Source organism: Spongiibacter thalassae (assembly GCF_012272835.1).
Taxonomy (GTDB): Bacteria; Pseudomonadota; Gammaproteobacteria; order Pseudomonadales; family Spongiibacteraceae; genus Spongiibacter; species Spongiibacter thalassae.
The window spans coordinates 406060-429431 of sequence record NZ_JAAWWK010000002.1 but is presented as its reverse complement, the minus strand read 5'-3'; the positions used below and the strand labels follow the sequence as shown (position 1 = coordinate 429431).

The following is a 23372-nucleotide window of genomic DNA, read 5'->3' as shown; positions in this document are numbered from 1 at the left end:
CTATCCTGTAGTTCACTTGGCAAATTGTTGCCGGCACTATGTCTTGCCAACGCCCTTGGCGGAGGATGCCACTTTACGAGGACGACGCAGGCGCCGCAATGCCTTCAGTGCATCCTCCGCAGACTTTTCACTGTGATATTGCTGACCTTCAAAACACTGGGTCAGCTCCCGCAGCCAGGGCGCCCACTCCGGTGCCGAACGCTCAACCCGCTGCAGAAAAGCCCGTGGTGTTTCTCCCGGCTCGCGCCCGACACCACGCTTGGCAAGTTGTTGACAGGCCTGCATATAATAACGTGTCGCCAGATCCCCGGAGCGATTTCTGCCGGGCAAAAATACCACCACAGCGTAGAGCAGCAGGGGCAACCCACCACATAGCAGCAGTGCAATAATCAGGCGCTGCGGCGTGACCAACCCCAGAATATCAACCAAGACCAGCGACTGGCTGTCGCGGTCGTAGTTCAGCACCCAGCGCGCCCAGGCGTAATTGAGGTTGTCCATATACAGGCGCAGGGTATTGGCCCAGGCAAAGCGCCGCAATGACAATGGTGACCCGGCGAGAAAGCCCTGTTGATCACGCAGCAGAGACTCCGCCCCCAGGCGCAAACGATCAGGGGTAACCAGCGCCGTTGGATCAACCCGCTGCCAACCGCTGCCCTCCAGCCACACCTCTGCCCAGGCGTGGGCGTCGCTTTCATGCACCAGTAGATAGTTATCGGTGGCGTTGTACTCGCCCCCCTGATAACCCACTACCACTCTGGCGGGCACTCCGGCAGCCCGCATCAGAAAAACAAAACTGGCGGCGAAGTGTTCGCAAAAGCCCTGACGGGTCTGAAATAAAAACGCATCAACACTGTCTTCGCCCAGGGTCGGAGGGTTCAGGGTGTATATCAGCGATTGCTGCAGATAAAAGCGCAGCGCCGCATTCAATCGTTCATTCCCGGTGGCATATTGCTGCGACCAGCGCTGCGCCAAGGCCCGCGACTGGGGGTTAATACCCTCTGGCAGGCGCAGATTGCGGCGCAGCATCATCATATCCACTTCGGTTCTGGGCTGCGCGGTATTGCTGTAAACACGGTACTGCAAGCGGCCGCTCAGGGGCTGTTTCGGGGCCCACTGGTAGGCGCCGGCATACACCAGATCGTTGCGACTGATATTTGCCACCGGCAGGGTATAAAGCCAGGAGTGCACTCCGGGCTCCAGGGTCACGGTGTATTCGCGAGCGGCGTTGCGCTCAATGACGGGAGCCTGAGGGCGACTCCAACGACCGAATTTATTCACCCGCCAGGTCTTGCCGTCAAATTCCTCCAGCACCAGGCCCCGCCAATACAGATCCTGTCTCGCGGGGGGCGGGCCGTCAAAACTGACGCGAAAAGCCAGCGCACCAGACCGGCTCAGTTCGGCGATATCACCAAAGCGCAGCTCGTCGGACATGCCCGTTTTCGCCTTGGAGCCAGGCATAGGCATGGTCCACAAAGGCCCAATTCGCGGGAAAACCACAAACAGAAACAGCATCAGCGGCAGCGCCTGGGCGAGCATCACCCCCGCCAGGCGCATACTGGGCACTACCGCATTACGCTCGCGAAACAACGACTGCTGGGCCACCAGCAGTGCACAGAGTTGCGCCACCGCCAGCAACACGTCAATAATCTGCTGGTCAAACAGCAGCCGACAGCCGAGCAGAAAGTAGCAGAGCATTAACACCAGCCAGTGTTCGCGACGGGTCTTCATCTCCAGCAGTTTCAAGGCCACCGCCAACACCAGTAATGTCACCATGGGCTCCAGCCCCAGCAACTGACGGTATTCCAGGTAAATTCCCAGCGCGGCCAGAGCCACCAGCGCAAACTTCACCGGGGGCACCGGCATGGCGTAGGCGGCAGTAACGATTTTCCAGTACCACCAGGCCACCGCGCCCCAGATCACCAGCAACCACAGCGGCAGTACCGTCAGCAAGGGGAGCATCACCGCCAATTGGGCGATCAGCAGCAGCACAACGGCGTGGCGGCTGCTGCGTCGCTCGGCGCTCATGACTGTCCGCCCTCGAACAACGCCAGTTCGCGCAATACTCGAGCGAGATGTACCGGGCCACTGCCCTGCTCAACACTCACCCCGGGCAACACCAGGGCGAAATACAGGCCGCGCTGTTCACAGTCCAGCGCCCAGGCACACAGTGTGCTCAAACGATCCTCAACAGCAAGGCCCGCCAAACTGTCCCAGTGCAACACCAATTCATCGGCGCGATTTTGCTCAAACCGCTTGCTGAGCAGGCCCTGGCCCTTTGCGTAGGCCTTCCAGAAAATACGGCGCGGTGGTTCGCCGGGTTGGTAGCGCTCAAAACCGCTGAATTCATCGCCATCGGCATGAGCATTAAGGTGCTCGCCCTCTCCCTCGCTGGCAAAACTGTGCAGAGGCCGCAACAATCTTGGTTGGGGATAGACCAGGCAGTGCCAGTCCAGTGCGGGCATGGCCCAACAGCGAATAATGCCAAGGGGAAAGTCGGAGCGTAACTGTAATCGCCCCGGTACCAGCTTACCCCGGCGCTCAGCCGGCCAGGGCAGCACGACCTCGCCACTGTCCAGAGGGGCGGAGAGCTCCAACCACTGAAAGCGACCGCCGGCGAAATTAAACCGCAGCTGATGGCGGGGGCGTTGCTGTGCGTGCACGTGTAAATGGAAGTGGGCCAGCTCCCCGGCAAACACCGGATCGGCCACCCCCGCCCGCAAGCGAATCCCCGACACATTGGCATAGGTGTGCAGAATTGCCACCAGAAAGAGGCTGAACAGGCTGAAACTCAGGGCGAAAATCAGATTGTTCTGGTAATTGATCGCCAGCAGCAGCAAGCCCAACAGCATCACCAGAAAACCCAGACCAGCGCTGGAGGGAAAGATAAAAATGCGGTTTTGTTCCAGCACCACTTCGCTGCGCCGAGGGTTGCGCTTATCTAGCCACAACTCCATACGCCGGCGGAGGAAGCGCTTGAATCTCGCCACCTCACACCAACACCGAAACCTGGGCAAGCATACGCTGCACCAGCTCGCGGCCGTCAGCCCGGCTGTCCGCCGAGGATTGCAGGCGATGGGCGGCGACCGGCTCGAGCACCGCCTGAACATCGTCCGGCAGGAGATAATCCCGTCCCTCAAGCAGGGCCCAGGCCTTGGCGCTCTGTAACAGGGCCAGCGCCGCACGGGTGGACAGCCCAAAGGCGAATTCGGCATCTTCGCGGGTAAAGGCGATAAGCCGTTGAATATACGACACCACACTGGCGCGCACTTCCACCTGTTTGACCCGCTCCCGCAGTGCGAGCAGCTGCTCTACCGACAGGCGCGCGCTCAGTCCGGACATCTGCTCTCGCGGATCACCGCCTTCCAGCAGCTGTCGCTCGGAGCGCGCATCGGGATAACCCAGTGAGATGCGCATGATAAAGCGATCCAACTGGGACTCAGGCAATGGAAACGTGCCGGACTGAAACAAGGGGTTTTGGGTGGCCATCACGAAGAAGGGCCGGGGTAGTAGCCGAGTTTCACCCTCGATGGTGACCTGTTCCTCGGCCATGGCTTCCAGCAAGGCGCTCTGTGTTTTGGGCGTGGCGCGGTTGATTTCGTCTACCAGCAAAAACTGGGTGAACACCGGGCCGGGATGAAAGTGAAAGGCATTGGTATTGCGGTCGAACACCGAGGAGCCGAGAATATCCGCCGGCAACATATCACTGGTGAATTGCACCCGGCGGAACTGCAACCCGGTCACAATGGCAAAGGTCTGCGCCAGGGTGGTCTTACCCACTCCCGGCAGGTCTTCAATCAATAAGTGCCCGCCAGCTAACAAACAACACAGCGCCTGCTGGACCTGGCGTTCCTTGCCCAGCACAATGCGGCCAATTTCAGCACTGACGTCACGCAGTAGCTGCTGCTCAGATTGCATCCAATCCTCGCTGCATATCGGCTTTCAGGTCGCGAATATCTTCCAGCCCCACTGCGACACGAATCAGATTATCGGTGATCCCCGCCGCCGCTCGCTCTTCCTCGCTCAAGCGCCCGTGGGTGGTCGTCGCCGGGTGCACAATCGTGGTTTTCGCATCACCGAGGTTGGCGGTGATCGACACCAGGCGGGTGGCATCAATAAACTGCCATGCGGCCTCGCGACCACCCTTGACACGGAAGGCCAGTACACCGCCGAAAGCCCTCTGCTGAGCCTTGGCCAGGTCGTGGCCCGGATGATCAGGCAAGCCGGAGTAGAACACCCGCTCGATACCTGGTTGGCTGTCCAACCATTGGGCCAGCTCCAGCGCGTTGCGGCTGTGGGCCTCCATACGCAGGCGCAGGGTTTCCAATCCCTTTAGGAAAACCCAGGCATTGAAGGGGCTCATACTCGGCCCGGCGCTGCGAATAAAGCCCAGCACCTCGTCCATTTGCTCGCGGCGACCCACTACCGCGCCACCGACACAACGACCCTGACCGTCGAGATATTTGGTCGCCGAGTGCACAACAATATCCGCCCCCAGCGCCAGCGGCTTTTGCAGCGCTGGCGTGCAGAAACAATTGTCTACCACCAGCAGGCAGTTATGTTCTTTGGCCAGCGCAGACAGGGCGCGAATATCGGCAATTTCCGCCATCGGATTGGACGGTGTTTCCAGAAAAAGAATTCGGGTTGCGGGGGTGATAGCCCCTCGCCAGGCGTCGATATCCACCGGTGATACCACGGTATTACCAATACCCAGCTTGCCCAGATATTTATTCAACAGCACCGTGGTTGTACCAAATACACTGCGGGAACACACAATGTGATCGCCGGCTTTCAGCAGAGCAACAAAGGTACTGAGAATGGCCGCCATGCCTGATGCCGTCGCCACCCCCATCTCGGCCCCTTCCAGCGCCGCGATGCGCTCTTCAAAGGTGCGCACCGTGGGGTTGGTATAGCGGGAGTAGACGTTGCCCGCCTGGGCGCCGGAGAACCGGTCAGCGGCCTCCTGAGCAGAGGCAAATACATAGCTGGAGGTGGTAAAAATCGGCTCCGAGTGCTCCCCTTCCGCGGTGCGTCGCTGCCCGGCACGTACCGCGAGGGTGTCCAGCTCGGCTTCGTGCAACACCTCTAGACGCTGTTGTAGATAGTCCTGATCCATACTCGTCCCCGCCGTCAAGATACGTCGTTATGCAGACCGATCAAGGCGCCATCACCCGCAGAGGCATTCTTGGCAGCCTGGTTGCTGTCGTTGCGATCGGCTTCCAGCTGATCAAGATAGGCCTGGTCCACATCGCCGGTGATATAGTCACCGTTAAACACCGCACATTCGAAGCGGCTGATATTGGGATTGCCCTCCGCCGAGCAGTCCAGCAGGTCATCCAGATCCTGATACAGCAGCCAGTCGGCGCCAATCTCGGTGCGAATTTCCTCAACACTGCGACCGTGGGCAATCAGCTCCGTCGCCGATGGCATATCAATACCGTAGACATTGGGGAAGCGCACCGGCGGCGCCGCCGAGGCGAAATAAACCTTGCGGGCACCGGCATCCCGTGCCATTTCGATAATTTGTTCACAGGTGGTGCCGCGCACAATCGAGTCATCGACCAGCATCACGTTTTTGCCCTTGAACTCAAGGCCAATCGCGTTGAGCTTTTGCTTCACGGATTTTTTGCGAGCGCTCTGCCCCGGCATGATAAAGGTTCGGCCGATATAGCGGTTCTTCACCAGGCCCTCGCGGAATTTCACCCCGAGCACCGCCGCCATGGACTGGGCGGCAATACGGCTGGAATCCGGTATTGGCACAATCACGTCGATATCGTGGTCGGGACGCTCCCGCAGGACTTTTTCAGCCAGACGCTCGCCCTGACGCAGGCGCGACTTGTACACCGAGATCCCGTCCATGATGGAATCCGGGCGGGCAAAATACACATGCTCGAAAATACACGGCGCCCAGTTCACCTTTTCTGCACACTGGCGAATATGGAACTCGCCGTCGTGGGTGATATACACCGCTTCGCCGGGGGCAACATCACCGACCAGGGTGTAACCCAGGGCGTCGAGAGCGACACTCTCCGAGGCCAGCATATATTCCGTGCCCGCCGGGGTCTCGCGCTTGCCGTAGACCAATGGCCGAATTGCATTGGGATCGCGAAACCCTACCACACCGTAGTTGGCAATCATCGCCACCACCGCGTAGCCGCCACGGCAGCGCTTGTGCACACCGCTGACCGCTTCAAAAATATCGTCGGCGCTGGGCACCAGTTTCCCCAGGCGCTGTAACTCGTGGGCAAAGATGTTCAGCAACACCTCCGAGTCAGACTCGGTGTTCAGGTGGCGCAGATCCGACTGGAACAACTCCTGGGATAACTCCGCCGAATTGGTCAGATTGCCGTTGTGGGCCAAACTGATACCGTAGGGGGAATTAACATAAAAGGGTTGTGCCAGTGCCGGGCTGGAGCTGCCCGCAGTGGGGTAGCGCACATGGGCAATGCCCATGTGTCCCTGCAGTCGCTGCATATGGCGAGTGTGGAACACATCGCGCACCAGACCGTTGCCCTTGCGCTGGTTTAATCGGCCATCCTGGCAGGTCACAATTCCCGCAGCATCCTGGCCGCGGTGTTGAAGCACAGTCAACGCATCATAAAGATCCTGATTGACATTGCTTTTAGCGACGATGCCCGCAATACCACACATGCAGCCTTACCTCATTATTGCAAATTCAGATAGATCAGCGGTGGGAATCCAGCAGGTTGCCGGCCCACGCCACAAATTCAGTGAAGGTTTGTACCGACCAATCACGCATCAGTAAAAATTCAGGAATCAGAACAGATTCGAGCCACCAGTCGTCTTTTTCAACATCCGTCAACAGCGACGGCAGCAGCACCAGAAGTGCGAGCACTACAATAAGCCCCCGGGTGGTGCCAAATATCATCCCCAATAGCCGGTCGGTGCCACTGAGGCCGGTGCGTTTGACCACCTCGGCAACAAAGTGGGTAAGCAGACTGCCCACCACCAGCGAAGCAGTGAACAACACCACGTAGGCCAGAATGTCACGGAGGTAGACCTTGTCCACCATCGACGACAGCATTTCAACCATCTGTGAATGAAAGGCGACCGCGATAAAGAAGGCCGCGGCCCAGGACAGCAGAGACAGGGCTTCTTTCACAAAGCCACGCAGCAGACTGATTAATGACGACACCACAACGATGGTGATAATGGCCCAATCTGCCCAGTTAAAGCTAGTCAGCACCGCAGGCGGCTCCAGGATTGCTCGAAGCTGCGAATTCTAACAAGCCCCGCTCCCCAGCCCAAGCGTTTATCCTTCAAAGCGGGTGAGTATCGTATTTAATTCAAAGCGGCGGTTGATTTCCACCTGCAATGACTCGGCCCGCTCGCGGTTGAGCGCCGGCCCGACCAATACCCTATACAAGGACTTTCCGCCCCGCTCAATACGTTCGGCGTAGGCTTTGTAACCCCCGCTGCGCAGCCGTTCTACCAGACCATCGGCATTTGCCTGCTGCCCAAAGCTGCCACACTGAATAACCCAGGCAACCGGCAGTCCGCGGGCCTCGGCGGTGGGTTCCGCCGGGGGCGCCGCCGTTTTCACCTTGGCGGGTTTCGGTTCCGGTTTCGGTTCCGCTTTCGGTTCCGGCTTCGGCTCTACAACCGGCGTCGGCGGCTCAGGTGTCACCTGTGTCCGAGCGGTGGGTTCGGGTCGCGGTGTGGGCTCGGCCTTACCTGGCGGTGTATCGCCATCACTGATCGGCAGCACCTCCTGCTCCACCACAATGGGCGAATCGGCGGAGGGTATGCCCTGGGGCTCGTCGGCGTCCATATCCGGCATCGCCTCCAGCCGCGGTGGCACCGGTATTTGGCTGTTGCGATCCACCTTGTATTCCGCCGGCGCGGTAAACAGTACAGACCACAAAATAATACCGCCACAGAGCAGCACCAACAGCCCCACCAAACGTTGTTTCACCATTAGTGCAGCGCCTCCGCAAACGCCGATGCGGGCAGTGCCTCAAGCACCGCCGCAACCGTAAAAAATGAGCCGAACGCCAGCAATGTATCATCGCCCGCCATCGCGTTCAGTACTTCGGGAAGGTCGGTATGCAGGTCAATCAACTCTACTCGCCTTTCGTCGATCCCCGCTGCGATCAAGCCTGCGCGCAGGGCCGCAGGCGCCATCGCCCGGTCATTACCCGGCAACTCGGGAAGATACCAGTGATCTATTCGATGCCTGATCTCCCCCAGCAGGCTCTCAAGCTTTTTGTCAGCCATCAGAGCGAAGACGGCGACGGTGCGGCCAGCGGCTTCCTGGCCCAGCCTGTCGGCCAGCCGAGCCACTGCCGCCGCATTGTGGGCAACATCCAGTACCAGATCACACTGACGCAGGCGCAAACGCTGTCCGCGAGCGGGCACCGAAGCCTGCTCAATACCGGCACGAATGGCCTCATGGGAAATTTCTGTGGGGAAAAACTGTAGGGCCTGAATCACCGTCGCGGCGTTGTCGAGCAGCAGCTCAGGCTTGGGCAGGTCGGCGAGTACCTTGGGCTGGCGGTTCCGATCAACGCCGCGCCACAACCAGCTTTCGGCGGTGTCCTCAAAACCAAAATCGCTGCCCCGCTCCACCAGGTGGGCCAGCTTGTCGATGGCGCACTGGCTCACCGCAGCACAGGGCCGTGGGTCACCGAACACAACCGGTTTTGCCGTGCGCATAATGCCCGCTTTTTCGCGGCCAATGTCTTCCCGGTTATTGCCCAGCCAGGACTCGTGGTCGAGATCGACCGAGCTGATAATGGCGATGTCGGCGTCAATGATATTCACCGCATCAAGACGCCCGCCCAAGCCCACTTCCAACACCAGCACATCGGGTGCCGCTTCGGCAAATAACCAGAGTGCGGCAAGGGTGCCAAATTCAAAATAGCTGAGGGAGGTGCCCTGACGGGCCCGATCGACTTCGGCGAAAGCGCGGCACAGCGCCGCGTCGTCGACCATTTCGCCGTCGATACACACCCGCTCGTTGTAACGCAGCAGGTGGGGAGAGGTGTAACTGCCAACGCTGTAGCCGTCGGCGCGAAGAATGCTGTTCAGCAAGGCAACACAGGAGCCCTTGCCATTGGTGCCGGCAACAGTAATCACCGGCATTGGCAGGTCCAAGGCCAGGGTCTCGGCCACCGCCGCGACCCGTTCAAGACCCAGGTCGATTTGACGCGGATGCTGCACCTCAAGCCAGCGCAACCAATCGTGCAACTGCGTAAAGCGCATCGGCGTCAAATCCTTCAGGGTTGATGTTGCGTCAGATTGCCCAGCAACCTCGCCAGTGTGTCGCGCATGTCTCCGCGGCGCACGATCATATCAATCGCGCCGTGGGACAACAGGAATTCACTGCGCTGGAATCCGGGCGGCAGCTTCTGGCGAATGGTCTGCTCAATAATATTGGGGCCAGCAAAACCGGCGCGGGCACCGGGCTCGGCGACATTGATATCGCCCAGCAGAGCCAGACTGGCGGAAACCCCACCGTAGATCGGGTCAGTCATCACCGAAACATAGGGCACGCCATTTTGCTTGAGGCGCTCCAGCACAGCACTGGTTTTGGCCATTTGCATCAGCGAGATCAAGGCCTCCTGCATACGGGCACCACCGGAGGCGGAAAAGCAGATTAAGGGACAGCGCTCGCGCAGGGCGATATTCGCCGCCTGGGTAAATTTCTCACCCACCGCCGACCCCATGGAGCCACCGTGAAAATTAAACTCAAAGGCCACCGTCACCACCGGCAGCGATTTCACCGTGCCCTTGTAGGCAATCAGGGCGTCTTTTTCACCGGTGCTTTTCTGCGCGGCGGTGAGACGGTCGCGGTATTTTTTCTTATCCTTGAATTTCAGTCGATCGACCGGTTCGATATGGGTAAGAATTTCCTCGCGCCCCTCCTCATCCAGAAACAGGGCGATGCGACGGCGGGCGCCAATGCGCATGTGATGATCGCACTTCGGACAGACATCGTCGTTGCTTTCCAGCTCGGGACGGTAGAGCACCGCCTCGCACTTCACGCATTTTTTCCACAGGCCTTCCGGCACCACACCGCCCGGCTTGCGCGCCTCTGACGGCTCCGCACGACGAACACCCGAGGGCAAAATCTTATCAACCCAGCTCATGATATTTTCCTGTCATTTATAGAGTCATTCGTTTTTATAATACGCGTTCAGTTTGTCGGCGCCCCATCGACCGCCTCGCGTATTTCTTTAATCAACGCAACTGCCTGTGCTATCTGCGGAGCGGCATCCGCCTCGTGATCCCAGTTCGCAAACCGGTCAACCAGGGCACTGCCGACCACCACGCCTTCGCACAGCGGCGCCAGCGCCGCCGCCGATGCGCCGTCCTTGATACCGAAGCCCACTGTTACTGGCAGTGTGCTATGTTTTTTGATCAGCGCCAGCTGTGCCCTTACGCTATCGACATCCAGGTGGCCCGCACCGGTCACGCCTTTCAGTGACACACAGTAAAGATAGCCTGTCGCCAGCGCCGACACCTTGGCAATACGCTGCTCGCTGCTGGTCGGTGCCAGCAGAAAGATATTGTCCAGCCCCACCGCCTTCATCAATGCGCTGATCTCCGCCGCTTCCTCCGGCGGCATATCCACCGTCAGCAGGCCATCAACACCACTGTCGCTGGCCTGACGGGCAAAGGTTTCATAGCCCATACGCTCTACCGGGTTGGTATAGCCCATGAGTACAATTGGCGTTTTACTATCTTCGCGACGGAACTCCGCCACCATATCAAGGGCCTGATTCAAGCTGGTATTGTGGGCCAGCGCACGCTCGTGGGCTAACTGAATCACAGGTCCCTCGGCCATCGGGTCGGAAAAGGGAATGCCCAACTCGATAATATCTGCCCCTGCTGCGACCAGCTCATGCATCAGCGTAACGGTGTAACGGGGATCGGGATCACCCGCCACGATATACGGCACCAGCGCCTTGCGGCCCTGTTCTGCCAGTGTTGTAAAAAGACTGCTTAATCGGCTCAATGTACTTCCCCGTTAATCGATGCCAATACCGTCGATACCTGCGACGGTATGAATGTCCTTGTCGCCGCGACCGGAGAGGTTCACCACGATCGTTTGTTCCGGGCTCATCGTCGCCGCCAGTTTTTCGGCGTAGGCCACGGCGTGACTGGATTCCAGCGCGGGCATAATGCCTTCGGTCAGAGTCAGCTTGCGGAAGGCGGTTAAGGCTTCCTCATCGTCGATGGTCACATACTGAGCGCGACCAATGTCCTTCAGCCACGAGTGCTCAGGCCCCACACCGGGGTAGTCCAGCCCCGCCGATACCGAGTGGGTATGGCTGATCTGACCGTTATCATCCTGCATCAAGTAGGTCCGATTACCGTGCAATACCCCGGGGCGACCGTCGCTCAGAGGCGCCGCGTGCTGCCCGGTAGCCAAGCCATGCCCACCGGCCTCAACGCCGTACATTTCCACACCTTCGTCTTGCAGGAAGGGGTGGAACAGCCCGATGGCATTGGAACCGCCACCCACACAGGCCACCAGAGCGTCGGGTAATTTTCCGGTGCTATCCAGACATTGCTGGCGGGCTTCGCGACCAATCACCGACTGGAAGTCCCGAACCAGCATAGGGTACGGATGCGGACCCGCAGCGGTACCGATAATGTAGAAGGTGTCATCGACGTCGGTGACCCATACCCGCATCGCCTCATTCATGGCATCTTTCAGGGTGCGTGAGCCAGACTTTACCGACACCACTTCGGCGCCAAGTAATTTCATGCGGTAGACATTCAAGGCCTGACGCTGGATATCTTCTTCACCCATAAATACCTGGCAGGACATGCCTAGCCGGGCTGCCACCGTGGCCGAGGCCACACCGTGCTGCCCGGCACCGGTTTCAGCGATAACCCGCTTTTTGCCCATATACTTCGCCAGCAGCGCCTGCCCCACGGTGTTGTTCACCTTGTGCGCACCGGTGTGGTTGAGATCTTCCCGCTTAAGGTAAATCTGTGCCCCCCCCACTTCCCGGGACCAACGTTCGGCGTGGTACAGGGGCGATGGCCGCCCAACATAGTGGGCGAGATCCCGGTCAAACTCCGCCTGAAATGCGGGGTCCTTGCGCAAACGGAGAAAAGCCTGCTCCAGTTCGTCGAGGGCGAAGATCAGGGTTTCCGATACAAAGCGCCCACCATAGCGGCCAAAGTGGCCTTCTTTACTGGGAAACGCCGCATAATCGACGTTGTTTTTCGAACTACTCACTCAACTCTCCAGGCGGTCAGCATCGGCGACCGCTTTAATAAACTGGCTGATTTTTTCAGGGCATTTTTGACCGGGGGCGATTTCGACGCCGCCGCTGACATCCACCGCCCAGGGGCGACAACTCGCCACCGCGGCGCCAACGTTACCACTGTGCAAGCCCCCCGCCAACAATAGCGGAAAGCCGCGCTGGTGTGGAATCCGCGCCCAGTCAAAGGATTCACCAGTGCCGCCGGGCACCCCCGGTTTGTAACTGTCCAACAGAATGGCCCGCGCATCGACGTAAGCGGCAGCCTGACGGGTCACATCCAGGCCGTCGCGCATCCGCAGGGCCCGCAGATAGGGCCGCGGCAAGGCCGCACAAAACTCGGGGGATTCGTCGCCATGCATCTGCAAAAGATCCAGGGAACACAGCGCCGCCGTACGGCTGATAAAATCCAGGTCAGCGTTAACGAACAGACCAACGGTGCTGACGAAGGCGGGAATCCCGCGAATAATACTGGCAGCTTGCTCCGGCGTCACCGCGCGGGGGCTTTTGGCGTAAAACACAAAACCCAAGGCGTCTGCACCTGCCTCTACAGCGGCGCGCGCATCTTCCTCTCGGCAAATTCCACAAATTTTTACGCGGGTTCGTGACACTCGGATTCAGCAAGGCGGTTAAAGGGGCCTGAATACTAGCAAATTTCGTCCGCCTCTGCCGCAAAATCCGCCGCGAATGTGCGGATAAATTCCGGCCCGATCGGCGCCTTGGGCAGGTTGAAAGCCGCGGGATAGCTGACATCTACCAGATATAAGCCATGGGGCTTGGCAGTAACGCCACCCTGGGTACGGTCTTTACTCGCCAGCACCTCGGCGGTCCAACCGGGTTTTGCCTGACCACCGCCCACCGCCATCAGCACCCCGGCGATATTGCGCACCATATGATGCAAAAACGCGTTGCCCTGAATATCGATCATCACCAGACGGCCGAAGCGCTCGACGCGAATAAAATGAATATTGCGCATCGGGCTGAGCGACTGGCAGGACGCCGCGCGAAATGCACTGAAGTCCTGCTCGCCCAGCAGGCATTGAGCCTCTTTGTGCATCAGTGCCGCATCAAGGGGTTGGTCGCAATGGGTAATGGCTTTCACCAGCTGAGCGGAGCGTGTTGGCTGGTTGAGAATCAGATAGCGATAACGCCGGGCAGTGGCCGAAAAGCGCGCGTGAAACTCGCTGTCTACCGCCGTCACCCACTTTACGGCCACCTCATCCGGCAGCAGGGAATTACAGCCCGCCAGCCACGCTTTTTGTGAGCGCGGACTGGGGGCATCAAAATGAACCACCTGGCTACTGGCGTGAACCCCGGCGTCGGTTCGACCTGCGCAGATTACCGTTACCGGCTTGGCTGCAACAGAGGACAGGGCTCCCTCAAGGGCGTCCTGAATCGTCGGCACCCGGGGCTTGGCCTGGCTCTGCCAACCGCGAAACGGACTGCCATGGTATTCAATGCCCATGGCAATGCGGGTTCCTGCGGGCAGTGGCGTGCTGTCAACCCGAGTAAAGCCCTCGGGCAAGTGACTTGACTCCATCACAATCAGGCAAGTTGTTCCAGAAGTGCCCTGGCGTCATCCCGCTGCTGTTCACTGCCTTCCTGCATGACTTCTTCCAGCATTTCCCGAGCACCGTCATTGTCGCCCAGTTCGACATAGGCACGGGCGAGATCGAGCTTCGTGGCCACATCATCACCATCGCTGAGCATGCCAATATCGTCGTCATCGGCACTGGCGTCGAATTCATCAAACACCAAATCATCAAGATCAATAGCCGCGACATCGCTGGTGGTGGGGGCCGTGCTGTCGTCAGTAATGGTATCGGTATTGGCCTCGCTGTCGGCATCGCGGTCTGCGGCGTCGATCAGTGAGTCCAGTTCCTGGTCTGCTTTTTCCTCGGCGGATGTTGGTTGTTCCGCCGCGGGCTCAACGGGTTCGACTGGCTCGGAAAAATCGAAATCACCTACCTCGGCATCGAGCTCCGCCAGAGCAGAATCGAGATCGCTTAAATCCTCAAGATCACCGGCGTCGCTCAATTCCGCAATATCTTCGTCGATATCCAGCGACAACTCAGCGAGACTGTCTACCACATCCGCAGCGGCTTCAGTGGGAACTTGCTCGGTCTCTGCCCCTGTACCTCCAATCGCATCATCGGCCCTGGCCCCTTCGCCAAAGGACAAATCGTCCATCGACAGGTCATCCAGAGAGACCTCATCGGCTGCGACGGCCTCACCCGCATCGGGCTTGCCACTGCTTTCAGGGGTTTCTGTATCGAATGACAGGTCGTCGAGGGACAAGTCATCAATGGACAGCTCGTCACCCAGTTCAAAGTCGCCCAGACCGCCAGCATCAGACTCGGCAAGCACTTTTTCCGCGTCTTCCGTGTCGATTGTCTCGGTGGCTTCGTCGAAGTTCAGCTCTACGTCGTCAAAGCTGAACTCTTCCAGCGACGCCGTGAATTCATCAAGCTCATCGCCGGCCGCTGTCTCCTTTCCGTCGCCCTCTTCTGGCTTGGTCGCGGTGTCATTGGCAGCGGCGTCCAGGCTGGCTATCTCGCTGTCGAGCTCATCAAGATCCAGCTCAAAGTCGGCCACGTCGCCGTCACCCCGTGACGCCAATTCGCTGTTCGATGCTGTTTCATCCTTGACCTCATCCTCCAGATCGATATCCAGGTCGAGGTCAAAATCCGCTAATTCATCACCCAGCCCTTCCAGCTCTCCATCAGCGGCGGCCGTACTCGATTCCTCGGAGTGGTCAACGTTGTCCCCTTCTGCCGACGACACCAGTTCGGCATCATCAAGGGAGCCGGACAGCTCGTCATCGAGAAATGACAGTTCGTCGTCCAGCGCGTCGAGGGACGTACTTGATGACGGCGCAGCGCTATCCCCGCTCAACCAGTCGCTGACTCCTTCAATCGCCGACATGGACTCTTTAACCCGGGCAATCGCATCCTGGTCGCCGCTCTTCTGGAGCAGTTCAAAGGTTTCCTGAAAGCTTTCCTTGTCGCGGGTATCCAGGTACACGTCGATCAGTTTGACCTGGAGATTGGTATTTTTCGGGTCTTTGACAATGGCATTTTTCAACAGGCTGGCAGCCTGATCGTAGCGGCCATAGGCGACATAAATTTCCGCCTCGGAAATCACGTCGCTGGTCTGGGCCTCGACGGGCTCATCGCCGTCCTTGCCGCCGGTTGACTTTTTATCTTCCCAATCGTCAGCGGACAAATCCAATCCGCTGTCCTCGTCGAGGGACTCATCAAGGGCCGCAAAATCAAACTCGGACACCGTACCGAAGGCCTCGGCCTCTGTATCGCCCTCCGCCTCTGGCGTCGCTATTTCCGCGGTGTCTTCTTTATTGAAATCCAGATCCAGATCGTCAAAGGCGGAATCATCTCCGCCGCCAGGGGCGGCGGTGGCAGTAGACTGGGGAATGGCTGGATCGTCGCTTCGATCATTTTCCGCGCCCGCGGCAGCACGGCGGCGCAGCGCCACAAACAGCAGACCGAGAATAGCCAGTCCCGCGCCGACATACTTGACCAGCTCCGACTGATACCAGGCTTGCCCCTTGGGAGCCTCCTGAACAGCTACCGGCGCGGCGTCGGCAACCACCTCCACTTCGTCAGCCTTCGGCGATGCCTGCGGCTTTTCACCGGCCAATTCCTTCGCCATGGCAATGGCGTCAGCCGCTTGCTGGGAATCAACCTTACCTGGCGCCGCCGGATTATCACCAGCCTGCGCCTGCAAATCAGCCTTTTCGGACTGGCGCTGCTCCAGTGCCGCAACATTCTGCGCGAGATCGCGCTCAATTTGCTGAATTTCTTCGCTGAGTTCCTGGTCGCCCTGGGCGTTTTGCGCGTTGCTATTGCGCGCGGTCAGCCCCGCCTGCAACGCCGCCAACTCGCGATTTTTCAGTGCGATCAGCTTGTTCAGTGTGTCGATCTGCTTTTCCATCTCGACTACACGGCTGACGATAGAGGCGTTTTCCAGTTGCAGTTTTTCCCGCAACTCCTGCTCTTCCCGCAGCTTTTTGCTCAGCGCGTCCACTTCTTCGCTGGAGGAACTGTCACCGGCACTGCCGATGCTGAATCGCGCCGAGGCTTCGCCGCCACTTTCACTTTTCTGGTTGTCGGCTGATTTGGTGGCATCCAATTGGGGTGCCGACGCGGGCTTACTGGCCGCCTCGGCACTGCTTTGCCGGGCGCTGCTGCGATTGTTTCGCCAATCCCGCGCCTGTTGTTTGACCTCCCTCACCGCCTCGGCATGGGACAGACGCTGCACTTCCTCTTCCGTCGGCACCGCCAGAACATAACCGGACTTGACGCGATTGACGTTATTACCAATGAAGGCATCGGGGTTTTTTCGCAGCAGTGCAATCATCGTCTGCTCGATAGTCACCGACGCTCCCGGGCGCAGGCGGCTGGCCACCTGCCACATGGTATCGTGATGCTGAATGCGGTATTTATCGCCATCTGCCGAGGCTGGCAAACGGGTTTTCTGCGCATCCGGGCGCGGCTTGATCGCCGAGGTGGGGGACGGGGGCCGGTCAACCACCACCGCTCCTCGCGAACCACCCGGCTCCGCTCGGCTTGGCGCAGGGCTTACCGTGGCCTGTGATTCCCGGCGCACCGCCTGACTGACGGCAGTTTCATTCACCAGTGGGCCGGCCTGCTGAGCTGGAGAGACGGCAGAATCTGCCTGAAATTCCGGCAAATCCAGCAGCACGGTGTATTCCCGCAACATACGGCCATTGGGCCAGCGGACTTCAACGATAAAATCGAGATAGGGCTCAACCACCGGCTGCGGTGTCGAGACGACAATTCGGCCCCGGCCATCCGGCCCGACTTCGACGTAGAACTGCAGTGTGGTAAGAAAGTGGGTTCTGTCAACGCCGGCGTTGGCGTAGGCTTCGCGGCTGGCCAACTCGACCTTCAGCTGATCAGGTTCTATACCCTGGGCTTCCCGAACCGGGATAAACGCCCGAAACGGTTGATTAAGGGAGGACGCTAGTGCAATTTCACCGACTCCCACTGCACTTGCCATTTCGCCGTGCAGGGCACCGTAGACCAGTACCGCCTGGGCCAGCTTTTTCCTCAACATATTTCCACCGTCTCGTTTTTGCGCATTTCGCGAGAGCACCGCTTGGTGAGCGCGCTCATCAACTACATTCATCCTCTGCGCCTGCACGACTCTGGGCCGCATAGCTCAAACGCTTGGCATAGCTTGGGACATCCCTACAAGTCTATCTTATCTACGCCAGATCCATTGCAAAAAAACCGCAGGAAATACGCCGATATTTGAACCGGTACAAATATGGCGCAAAATTCGCGCGCCATAATACGGCCCTCATGTCAGCGGAGCCGACTTAACACGTCTGCTCAGTCGAAGAAAAACCGACAAAGTGCTTGTCGGCATTAAGGCCTGTTAACGCTATATGCATCGCCGCTGATGATTCAATTAGTGTTAACAGGCCCTGGCAGACCTGCCCCGGCACAATGCTATAGCCCTGTGTAGAGATTCCCTAGAATCATTCTCGGATAACCTCCGTAAATATTAGCTATGTGTCGATTTTTATCAAGATTCGAAGCGCCTCAATAATGTTAAATGTGACACCTTTGCGCAAATTATCGGCCACCAGAGCACAACGGAGCACAGAGGCATTGGCGCGATCGAGACTCATATTGGTGATATCGATACAATCGCTTTCTCCCAATTCCGCCGGTGTGGCCATCGCCGCGTCCTCGTTGGGAAACACCCGAAAACGGGGGTCGTCAAACAGCGCCTCGCGAATCGCCGCGAGCGGCACTTCGCCGTGGTACTCCGCCTTCAGCATATAGAGATTGCCATAAAACACCGGCACAACGGTGGTCTGACAACTGACCTCAGTGGCCTCTTCCGCAGTGGACGACAGCAGTTTTGCCAGGTTCTGCTCGACCTCAGCCGACCGACCCGCCGCTGCCGGAAAGACGTTGAAGGCGATTTGCACACCAAGTGGCTTGTTTTCAATCTGCTGCCCGTTGAGCAGCCGGGCACTCTCCGCCGCAAGGGCTTCCACCCCGACCTTACCAAGGGCCGACACCGACTGATTCAACGCCACATCCAGGCGCTTCAACTGCGGTGTTTTACTGAGAAAAGCGGCAATATGGCTGCTGGCAGCATCGGCGATAGCCACGATCCGCTCCCCGGCGGCGAGCTCCGCCCCGGCATAATACAGCGGCGCATCGCCACGCTGGGCGAGCACGTCGCTGGCGTCGAGAATCGCGCAGGACGCTTTCTCCGCGGCGTCAAGCGCTTCGAAGTACGGCTCTTCGACGGGTAGAAACACGGCGATATCAATGGCTGCAAAATCCGCGTTAGCGGGATTTTCGACTGCCACCGGGCGGCCAGCGTACATCATCGGCTCGGAGTGTTCGGCCACACTGAACAGGAAGGGAATATCTACAGCAGGCTCCATGCCTGCCAGCGCCTCGAGGAGTTGCTCCCCCTCGAGGCTATCAGCACCGAATATTGCCAGTTTAGGCATCAGTTAATATCACCTTTCAAAATACGCAGCATGCGGCGCAGCGGCTCCGCAGCACCCCACAACAACTGGTCACCAACCGTAAAGGCGGACAGATACTGCTCGCCCATGTTCAGTTTGCGCAAACGGCCAACGGGCACTTTCAACGTGCCGGTGACGGCCGTCGGGGTCAGTCGCTCAAGAGTCGCATCGCGATCATTGGGCACCACATCTACCCAATCGTTGGCCGAGCCAAGAATGGCTTCGATTTCCGCCATCGGTAAGTTTTTGTTCAACTTGATGGTCAGCGCCTGGCTGTGACAACGCATTGCACCGATGCGCACACAGGTACCATCAATGGCGATCGGGTTGGACGAGCGGCCGAGAATCTTGTTGGTTTCAGCCTGCCCCTTCCACTCCTCACGACTCTGGCCATTTTCCAGCTGGGTGTCGATCCACGGCAGCAAACTGCCGGCGAGGGCGTGACCGAAATTGTCGGTGGGGAAGCTGTCGCTGCGCATGGCCTCGGCCACTTTTCGGTCGATATCCAGAATATTTGAGCGCGGATCGGCCAGTTCCGGCGCTACGGCGTCGCGGATCGAGCCCATCTGGCTGATCAGCTCGCGCATATTCTGCGCACCCGCACCACTGGCGGCCTGATAGGTCTGGGCGCTTACCCATTCAACCAGGCCTTCGCGGAACAGGCCACCGATGGCCATCAGCATCAGACTCACGGTGCAGTTGCCGCCGATGAAGTTTTTCACCCCGGCGGCCAGCCCTTCCTTGACCACATTCATATTGACCGGATCGAGGATAATAATGGCGTCGTCGGCCATACGCAGCGACGATGCGGCGTCGATCCAGTAGCCCTGCCAACCGCTGGCGCGCAGGTCAGCAAATACCGCCTTGGTATAGTCGCCACCCTGACAGGAAATAATCGCGTCCATCTGTGCGAGGGCGGCAATATCCATGGCGTCCTTCAGCGGCTCAATGTCGCGACCGATGTCGGGGCCCTGACCGCCAACATTCGAGGTGGTAAAAAACTGCGGCTCAATACCGTTGAAATCATTTTCTTCCAGCATGCGGCCCATCAGCACCGAGCCGACCATGCCACGCCATCCTACAAATCCGACTTTCATAACAACTCTCCAACACAATGTATGAGCGGCAACAACCCCTGGCGATGCCGCAAGGAGACCCGCTGCATTCAGCAGCGGATGCGGGTCACGCGCTCTCAGCCTTGGGTCAATGCCGCGACAACGGCGTCGCCCATTTCCGAGGTACTGACTTTGCGACACCCTTCTGAATAAATATCTGCTGTACGCAGGCCCTGATCCAGTACGCGGCTTACCGCGTCTTCGATGAGCTGCGCGGCCTGCGGTTCCGCACAGGAATAACGCAGCATCATGGCTACCGACAGAATAGTCGCCAGGGGGTTGGCAATACCCTGCCCTGCAATATCCGGCGCACTGCCGTGGCAAGGCTCGTACATACCGCGACCATTCACATCCAGCGAGGCCGACGGCAGCATACCAATGGAACCGGTGAGCATAGCCGCAGCGTCCGACAGAATATCACCAAACATATTGCCGGTAACGACCACGTCGAATTGCTTCGGCGCCCGCACCAGCTGCATAGCCGCGTTGTCGACATACATATGACTCAGCTCTACATCGGGGTAGTCCTTGGCCATATCCTGCACCACTTCCCGCCACAGCATGGTCACTTCCAGCACATTGGCCTTATCCACCGAACACAAGCGTCCGCCCCGCTTTTGCGCCAATTCAAAGGCCACCTTGGCGATACGGCGGATTTGCGATTCATTGTAAACGTAGGTGTTGTAACCTTCGCGCTCGCCATTTTCCAGTTCGCGAATACCCCGTGGCTGACCAAAATAAATGCCACCGGTCAGCTCCCGCACAATCAGAATATCCAACCCCGCTACCAGCTCTGGCTTGAGGGACGACGCCCCGGCAAGTTGCGGATACAAAATGGCCGGACGCAAATTGCCGAACAGGTCCAGGCGCTTGCGAATCTCCAACAGCCCGGCCTTTTCCGGGCGATCTGCCGGAGGGAGCGTGTCCCACTTCGGCCCACCGACAGCCCCCAGCAATATGGCTTCTGCATCAGCACATTTGGCAAAGGTGTCGTCGGGCAAGGCGGTGCCAAAGGCATCGATCGCCGCGCCGCCAACCAGCGCCTCGTCGAGTTCAAGTCCGAGGTTTTGCGAGGCATTCACAACCTCCAGCACCTTGCGTGCCTCGGTCATAATTTCCGGGCCAATGCCGTCGCCGGCCAACATCAAAATCTTGCGGGAGCTGCTTTCTGACACAGTGATTTCCTTTAATCAAATTCAGTGGTGACGGGCGCTGCAACATAATTGCGTCGCCGCCCGTTGTCAAAATAAACCGGCACGGTCACCCACACCGGCGAATCATCCAGCTAGGCCGAATGGGCCCGAAACAGCCATGGCGACTTTTTCTGCCACTGCTGCTCAAACTCAGCAATGGCGTCGGCGTCCTGCAGAGTGAGACCGATGTCATCGAGACCATTGAGCAGGCAGTGCTTGCGGAAGGCATCAACCTCGAAACCGATTTCGCTGCCGTCTGGTCGGCGAATTTTTTGCTCGGCCAGGTCCACCACCAAACGGTAGCCCTCATTGTCGTAGACCGCTTTAAACAAGCCATCGACCACATCGGCGGGAAGCACAATGGGCAGTACACCGTTTTTAAAGCAGTTATTAAAGAAAATATCGGCGAAGCTCGGCGCAATCACACAGCGAAAACCGTAATCTTCAAGGGCCCAGGGTGCATGTTCGCGACTGGAGCCACAACCGAAATTTTCCCGCGCCAGCAGCACACTGGCTCCCGCATAGCGGGGGAAGTTCAGCGGAAAATCCGGGTTCAACGGGCGACCGCTGCAATCTTGCCCGGGCTGTCCTTCGTCGAGATAACGCAGCTCGTCGAACAGGTTAGGGCCGAAGCCGCTGCGCTTGATCGACTTCAAAAACTGCTTGGGGATAATCATGTCGGTGTCGACGTTGGCGCGATCCATCGGCGCAACAACACCGTCTAATGTCGTAAATGCTTTCATGGCAGGCTCCTTAAATCAGCTCGCGTACGTCAACAAAATGTCCGGTAACCGCCGCAGCGGCAGCCATCGCCGGGCTGACCAGATGGGTGCGCCCCCCGAAGCCCTGACGTCCCTCAAAATTACGGTTGGACGTAGAAGCACAGTGCTCTCCGGCGCCGAGCTTGTCGGCATTCATCGCCAGGCACATGGAACAACCCGGCTCCCGCCACTGCAGCCCCGCCTCGAGAAAAATCCTGTCCAGTCCCTCGGCCTCTGCCTGTTTTTTCACCAGACCAGAGCCAGGCACAACCAATGCTTCCTTCAAGCTTGCCGCCACCTTGCGGCCCTTGACCACCGCCGCCGCTTCACGCAGGTCTTCAATGCGCGAGTTAGTGCAGGAGCCAATGAAAACCCGGTCCAGTTTGATATCGGTGATCGCCTGGCCCGCCTTCAGCCCCATATAGCTTAACGCCCGCTCGCAGGCACTGCGCGATGCCGCATCGGCAAAATCCTCTGGCGAGGGTACAGTACTTCCCACCGGCAGCACCATTTCCGGACTGGTTCCCCAGGTCACCTGCGGCTGGATCTCTGCGCCGTTCAATTCCACTACACTGTCGAATACCGCATCGCTGTCGCTGTGCAGGGTATTCCAATAGGCAACGGCCTGCTCCCACTCCGCCTCATTTGGCGCAAAGGGCCGACCTTTCACATAGTCGAGGGTCGTCTGGTCCACCGCCACCATACCTACTCGGGCACCGGCTTCAATGGCCATATTGCAGATGGTCATACGCCCTTCCATCGACAGCTTGCGAATCACTTCACCGCCAAACTCAATGGCATAGCCAGTGCCACCTGCGGTGCCGATCTTGCCAATCACTGCCAGCACTACATCCTTGGCCGTCACCCCTTTACCGAGTTGGCCATCGACCCGCACCAGCATGTTTTTGCTTTTTTTCTGGATCAGACACTGGGTCGCCAATACGTGCTCGACCTCGGAGGTGCCAATACCGTGAGCCAGAGCACCCAGTGCGCCGTGGGTTGCGGTATGGGAGTCGCCACAAACCACTGTCATACCGGGCAGGGTCGCACCCTGTTCAGGGCCAACCACGTGAACAATACCCTGACGCTCGTCGTTGATCGAAAATTCGGTGATACCGAATTCTTCACAGTTGTCGTCCAGGGTTTTCACCTGAATCCGCGACACTTCGTCTTTAATGCCCGCGACTCCGGCGCTGCGTTCGGCATACACAGTAGGGACGTTGTGATCCGGGGTCGCGATATTGGCGGTGGTGCGCCAGGGCTTGCGCCCAGCCAGGCGCAGACCCTCAAAGGCCTGCGGAGAGGTAACTTCGTGCACCAGCTGGCGATCGATATAGATCAACGCGGTGCCATCATCGCGCTCCTTAACCAAGTGCGCGTCCCATAATTTGTCGTAAAGCGTTTTACCGGCCATGACCTCGTCCTGAAATATATTTCTGAATGGACGAATTTTACTCAGCCCAAACAAATAACACAAATTCATATTTTTTATTATTTGAATTCCAATATGGAATAGATAAAATCGC

Annotated in this window: 19 protein-coding genes; all 19 read right to left on the bottom strand. The window is 58.5% G+C overall.

Going from position 1 to position 23372, the window contains the following annotated elements:
- Positions 1 to 36 precede the first annotated feature (36 nt).
- On the bottom strand, positions 37 to 2025 hold the full coding sequence (locus HCU74_RS06150) for a transglutaminase TgpA family protein (RefSeq protein WP_168449534.1): 1989 nt from the start codon (positions 2023 to 2025) through the stop codon (positions 37 to 39).
- Positions 2022 to 2987, bottom strand: coding sequence for a DUF58 domain-containing protein (locus tag HCU74_RS20300; RefSeq protein ID WP_168449533.1), 966 nt, complete (start codon positions 2985 to 2987; stop codon positions 2022 to 2024). Before HCU74_RS20300 ends, HCU74_RS06150 begins: the two co-directional genes overlap by 4 nt.
- 1 nt (position 2988) lies before the next feature.
- Complete coding sequence (locus HCU74_RS06140) at positions 2989 to 3915, bottom strand: AAA family ATPase (RefSeq protein ID WP_168449532.1); 927 nt, start codon at positions 3913 to 3915, stop codon at positions 2989 to 2991.
- The gene (locus tag HCU74_RS06135; RefSeq protein WP_168449531.1) at positions 3905 to 5113 is read right to left on the bottom strand and encodes an O-succinylhomoserine sulfhydrylase; all 1209 of its coding nucleotides are present in this window, start codon (positions 5111 to 5113) and stop codon (positions 3905 to 3907) included. Before HCU74_RS06135 ends, HCU74_RS06140 begins: the two co-directional genes overlap by 11 nt.
- A 14-nt stretch (positions 5114 to 5127) precedes the next feature.
- Complete coding sequence (purF, locus tag HCU74_RS06130) at positions 5128 to 6648, bottom strand: amidophosphoribosyltransferase (protein WP_168449530.1); 1521 nt, start codon at positions 6646 to 6648, stop codon at positions 5128 to 5130.
- A gap of 34 nt (positions 6649 to 6682) precedes the next feature.
- Positions 6683 to 7204, bottom strand: a complete 522-nt coding sequence (locus tag HCU74_RS06125; protein WP_168449529.1) for a CvpA family protein — start codon at positions 7202 to 7204, stop codon at positions 6683 to 6685.
- 66 nt (positions 7205 to 7270) lie between these two features.
- Positions 7271 to 7936 carry an SPOR domain-containing protein gene (locus HCU74_RS06120; RefSeq protein ID WP_168449528.1) on the bottom strand — a complete coding sequence of 222 codons (666 nt, stop codon included), beginning with the start codon at positions 7934 to 7936 and terminating at the stop codon, positions 7271 to 7273.
- Positions 7936 to 9222 (bottom strand): bifunctional tetrahydrofolate synthase/dihydrofolate synthase, encoded by a 1287-nt coding sequence (folC, locus tag HCU74_RS06115; protein ID WP_168449527.1) that lies wholly within the window; start codon positions 9220 to 9222, stop codon positions 7936 to 7938. Before folC ends, HCU74_RS06120 begins: the two co-directional genes overlap by 1 nt.
- A 14-nt stretch (positions 9223 to 9236) precedes the next feature.
- Positions 9237 to 10109: an acetyl-CoA carboxylase, carboxyltransferase subunit beta gene (accD, locus tag HCU74_RS06110; RefSeq protein ID WP_168449526.1), complete on the bottom strand. Its 873-nt coding sequence runs from the start codon at positions 10107 to 10109 to the stop codon at positions 9237 to 9239.
- Positions 10110 to 10156: 47 nt separating this feature from the next.
- Positions 10157 to 10978 (bottom strand): tryptophan synthase subunit alpha, encoded by an 822-nt coding sequence (trpA, locus tag HCU74_RS06105; RefSeq protein ID WP_168449525.1) that lies wholly within the window; start codon positions 10976 to 10978, stop codon positions 10157 to 10159.
- A gap of 12 nt (positions 10979 to 10990) precedes the next feature.
- Positions 10991 to 12214 (bottom strand): tryptophan synthase subunit beta, encoded by a 1224-nt coding sequence (gene trpB / locus HCU74_RS06100; RefSeq protein ID WP_168449524.1) that lies wholly within the window; start codon positions 12212 to 12214, stop codon positions 10991 to 10993.
- Entirely contained in the window at positions 12215 to 12850 is a 636-nt protein-coding gene (locus HCU74_RS06095) for a phosphoribosylanthranilate isomerase (RefSeq protein WP_168449523.1), read from the bottom strand.
- 35 nt (positions 12851 to 12885) lie between these two features.
- Positions 12886 to 13779, bottom strand: a complete 894-nt coding sequence (truA, locus tag HCU74_RS06090) for a tRNA pseudouridine(38-40) synthase TruA (protein WP_168450039.1) — start codon at positions 13777 to 13779, stop codon at positions 12886 to 12888.
- Positions 13780 to 13784: 5 nt separating this feature from the next.
- Positions 13785 to 17408, bottom strand: a complete 3624-nt coding sequence (locus tag HCU74_RS06085; protein WP_168449522.1) for a FimV/HubP family polar landmark protein — start codon at positions 17406 to 17408, stop codon at positions 13785 to 13787.
- 385 nt (positions 17409 to 17793) lie between these two features.
- Positions 17794 to 18759, bottom strand: a complete 966-nt coding sequence (locus tag HCU74_RS06080) for an Asd/ArgC dimerization domain-containing protein (RefSeq protein WP_168449521.1) — start codon at positions 18757 to 18759, stop codon at positions 17794 to 17796.
- Positions 18759 to 19874 (bottom strand): aspartate-semialdehyde dehydrogenase, encoded by a 1116-nt coding sequence (asd, locus tag HCU74_RS06075; protein WP_168449520.1) that lies wholly within the window; start codon positions 19872 to 19874, stop codon positions 18759 to 18761. The genes HCU74_RS06080 and asd overlap by 1 nt, the downstream gene beginning before the upstream one ends.
- A gap of 95 nt (positions 19875 to 19969) precedes the next feature.
- Positions 19970 to 21037, bottom strand: coding sequence for a 3-isopropylmalate dehydrogenase (gene leuB / locus HCU74_RS06070; protein WP_168450038.1), 1068 nt, complete (start codon positions 21035 to 21037; stop codon positions 19970 to 19972).
- 140 nt (positions 21038 to 21177) lie between these two features.
- The gene (gene leuD / locus HCU74_RS06065) at positions 21178 to 21828 is read right to left on the bottom strand and encodes a 3-isopropylmalate dehydratase small subunit (RefSeq protein ID WP_168449519.1); all 651 of its coding nucleotides are present in this window, start codon (positions 21826 to 21828) and stop codon (positions 21178 to 21180) included.
- 10 nt (positions 21829 to 21838) lie between these two features.
- Positions 21839 to 23260, bottom strand: a complete 1422-nt coding sequence (gene leuC, locus HCU74_RS06060) for a 3-isopropylmalate dehydratase large subunit (protein WP_168449518.1) — start codon at positions 23258 to 23260, stop codon at positions 21839 to 21841.
- Positions 23261 to 23372 lie beyond the last annotated feature (112 nt).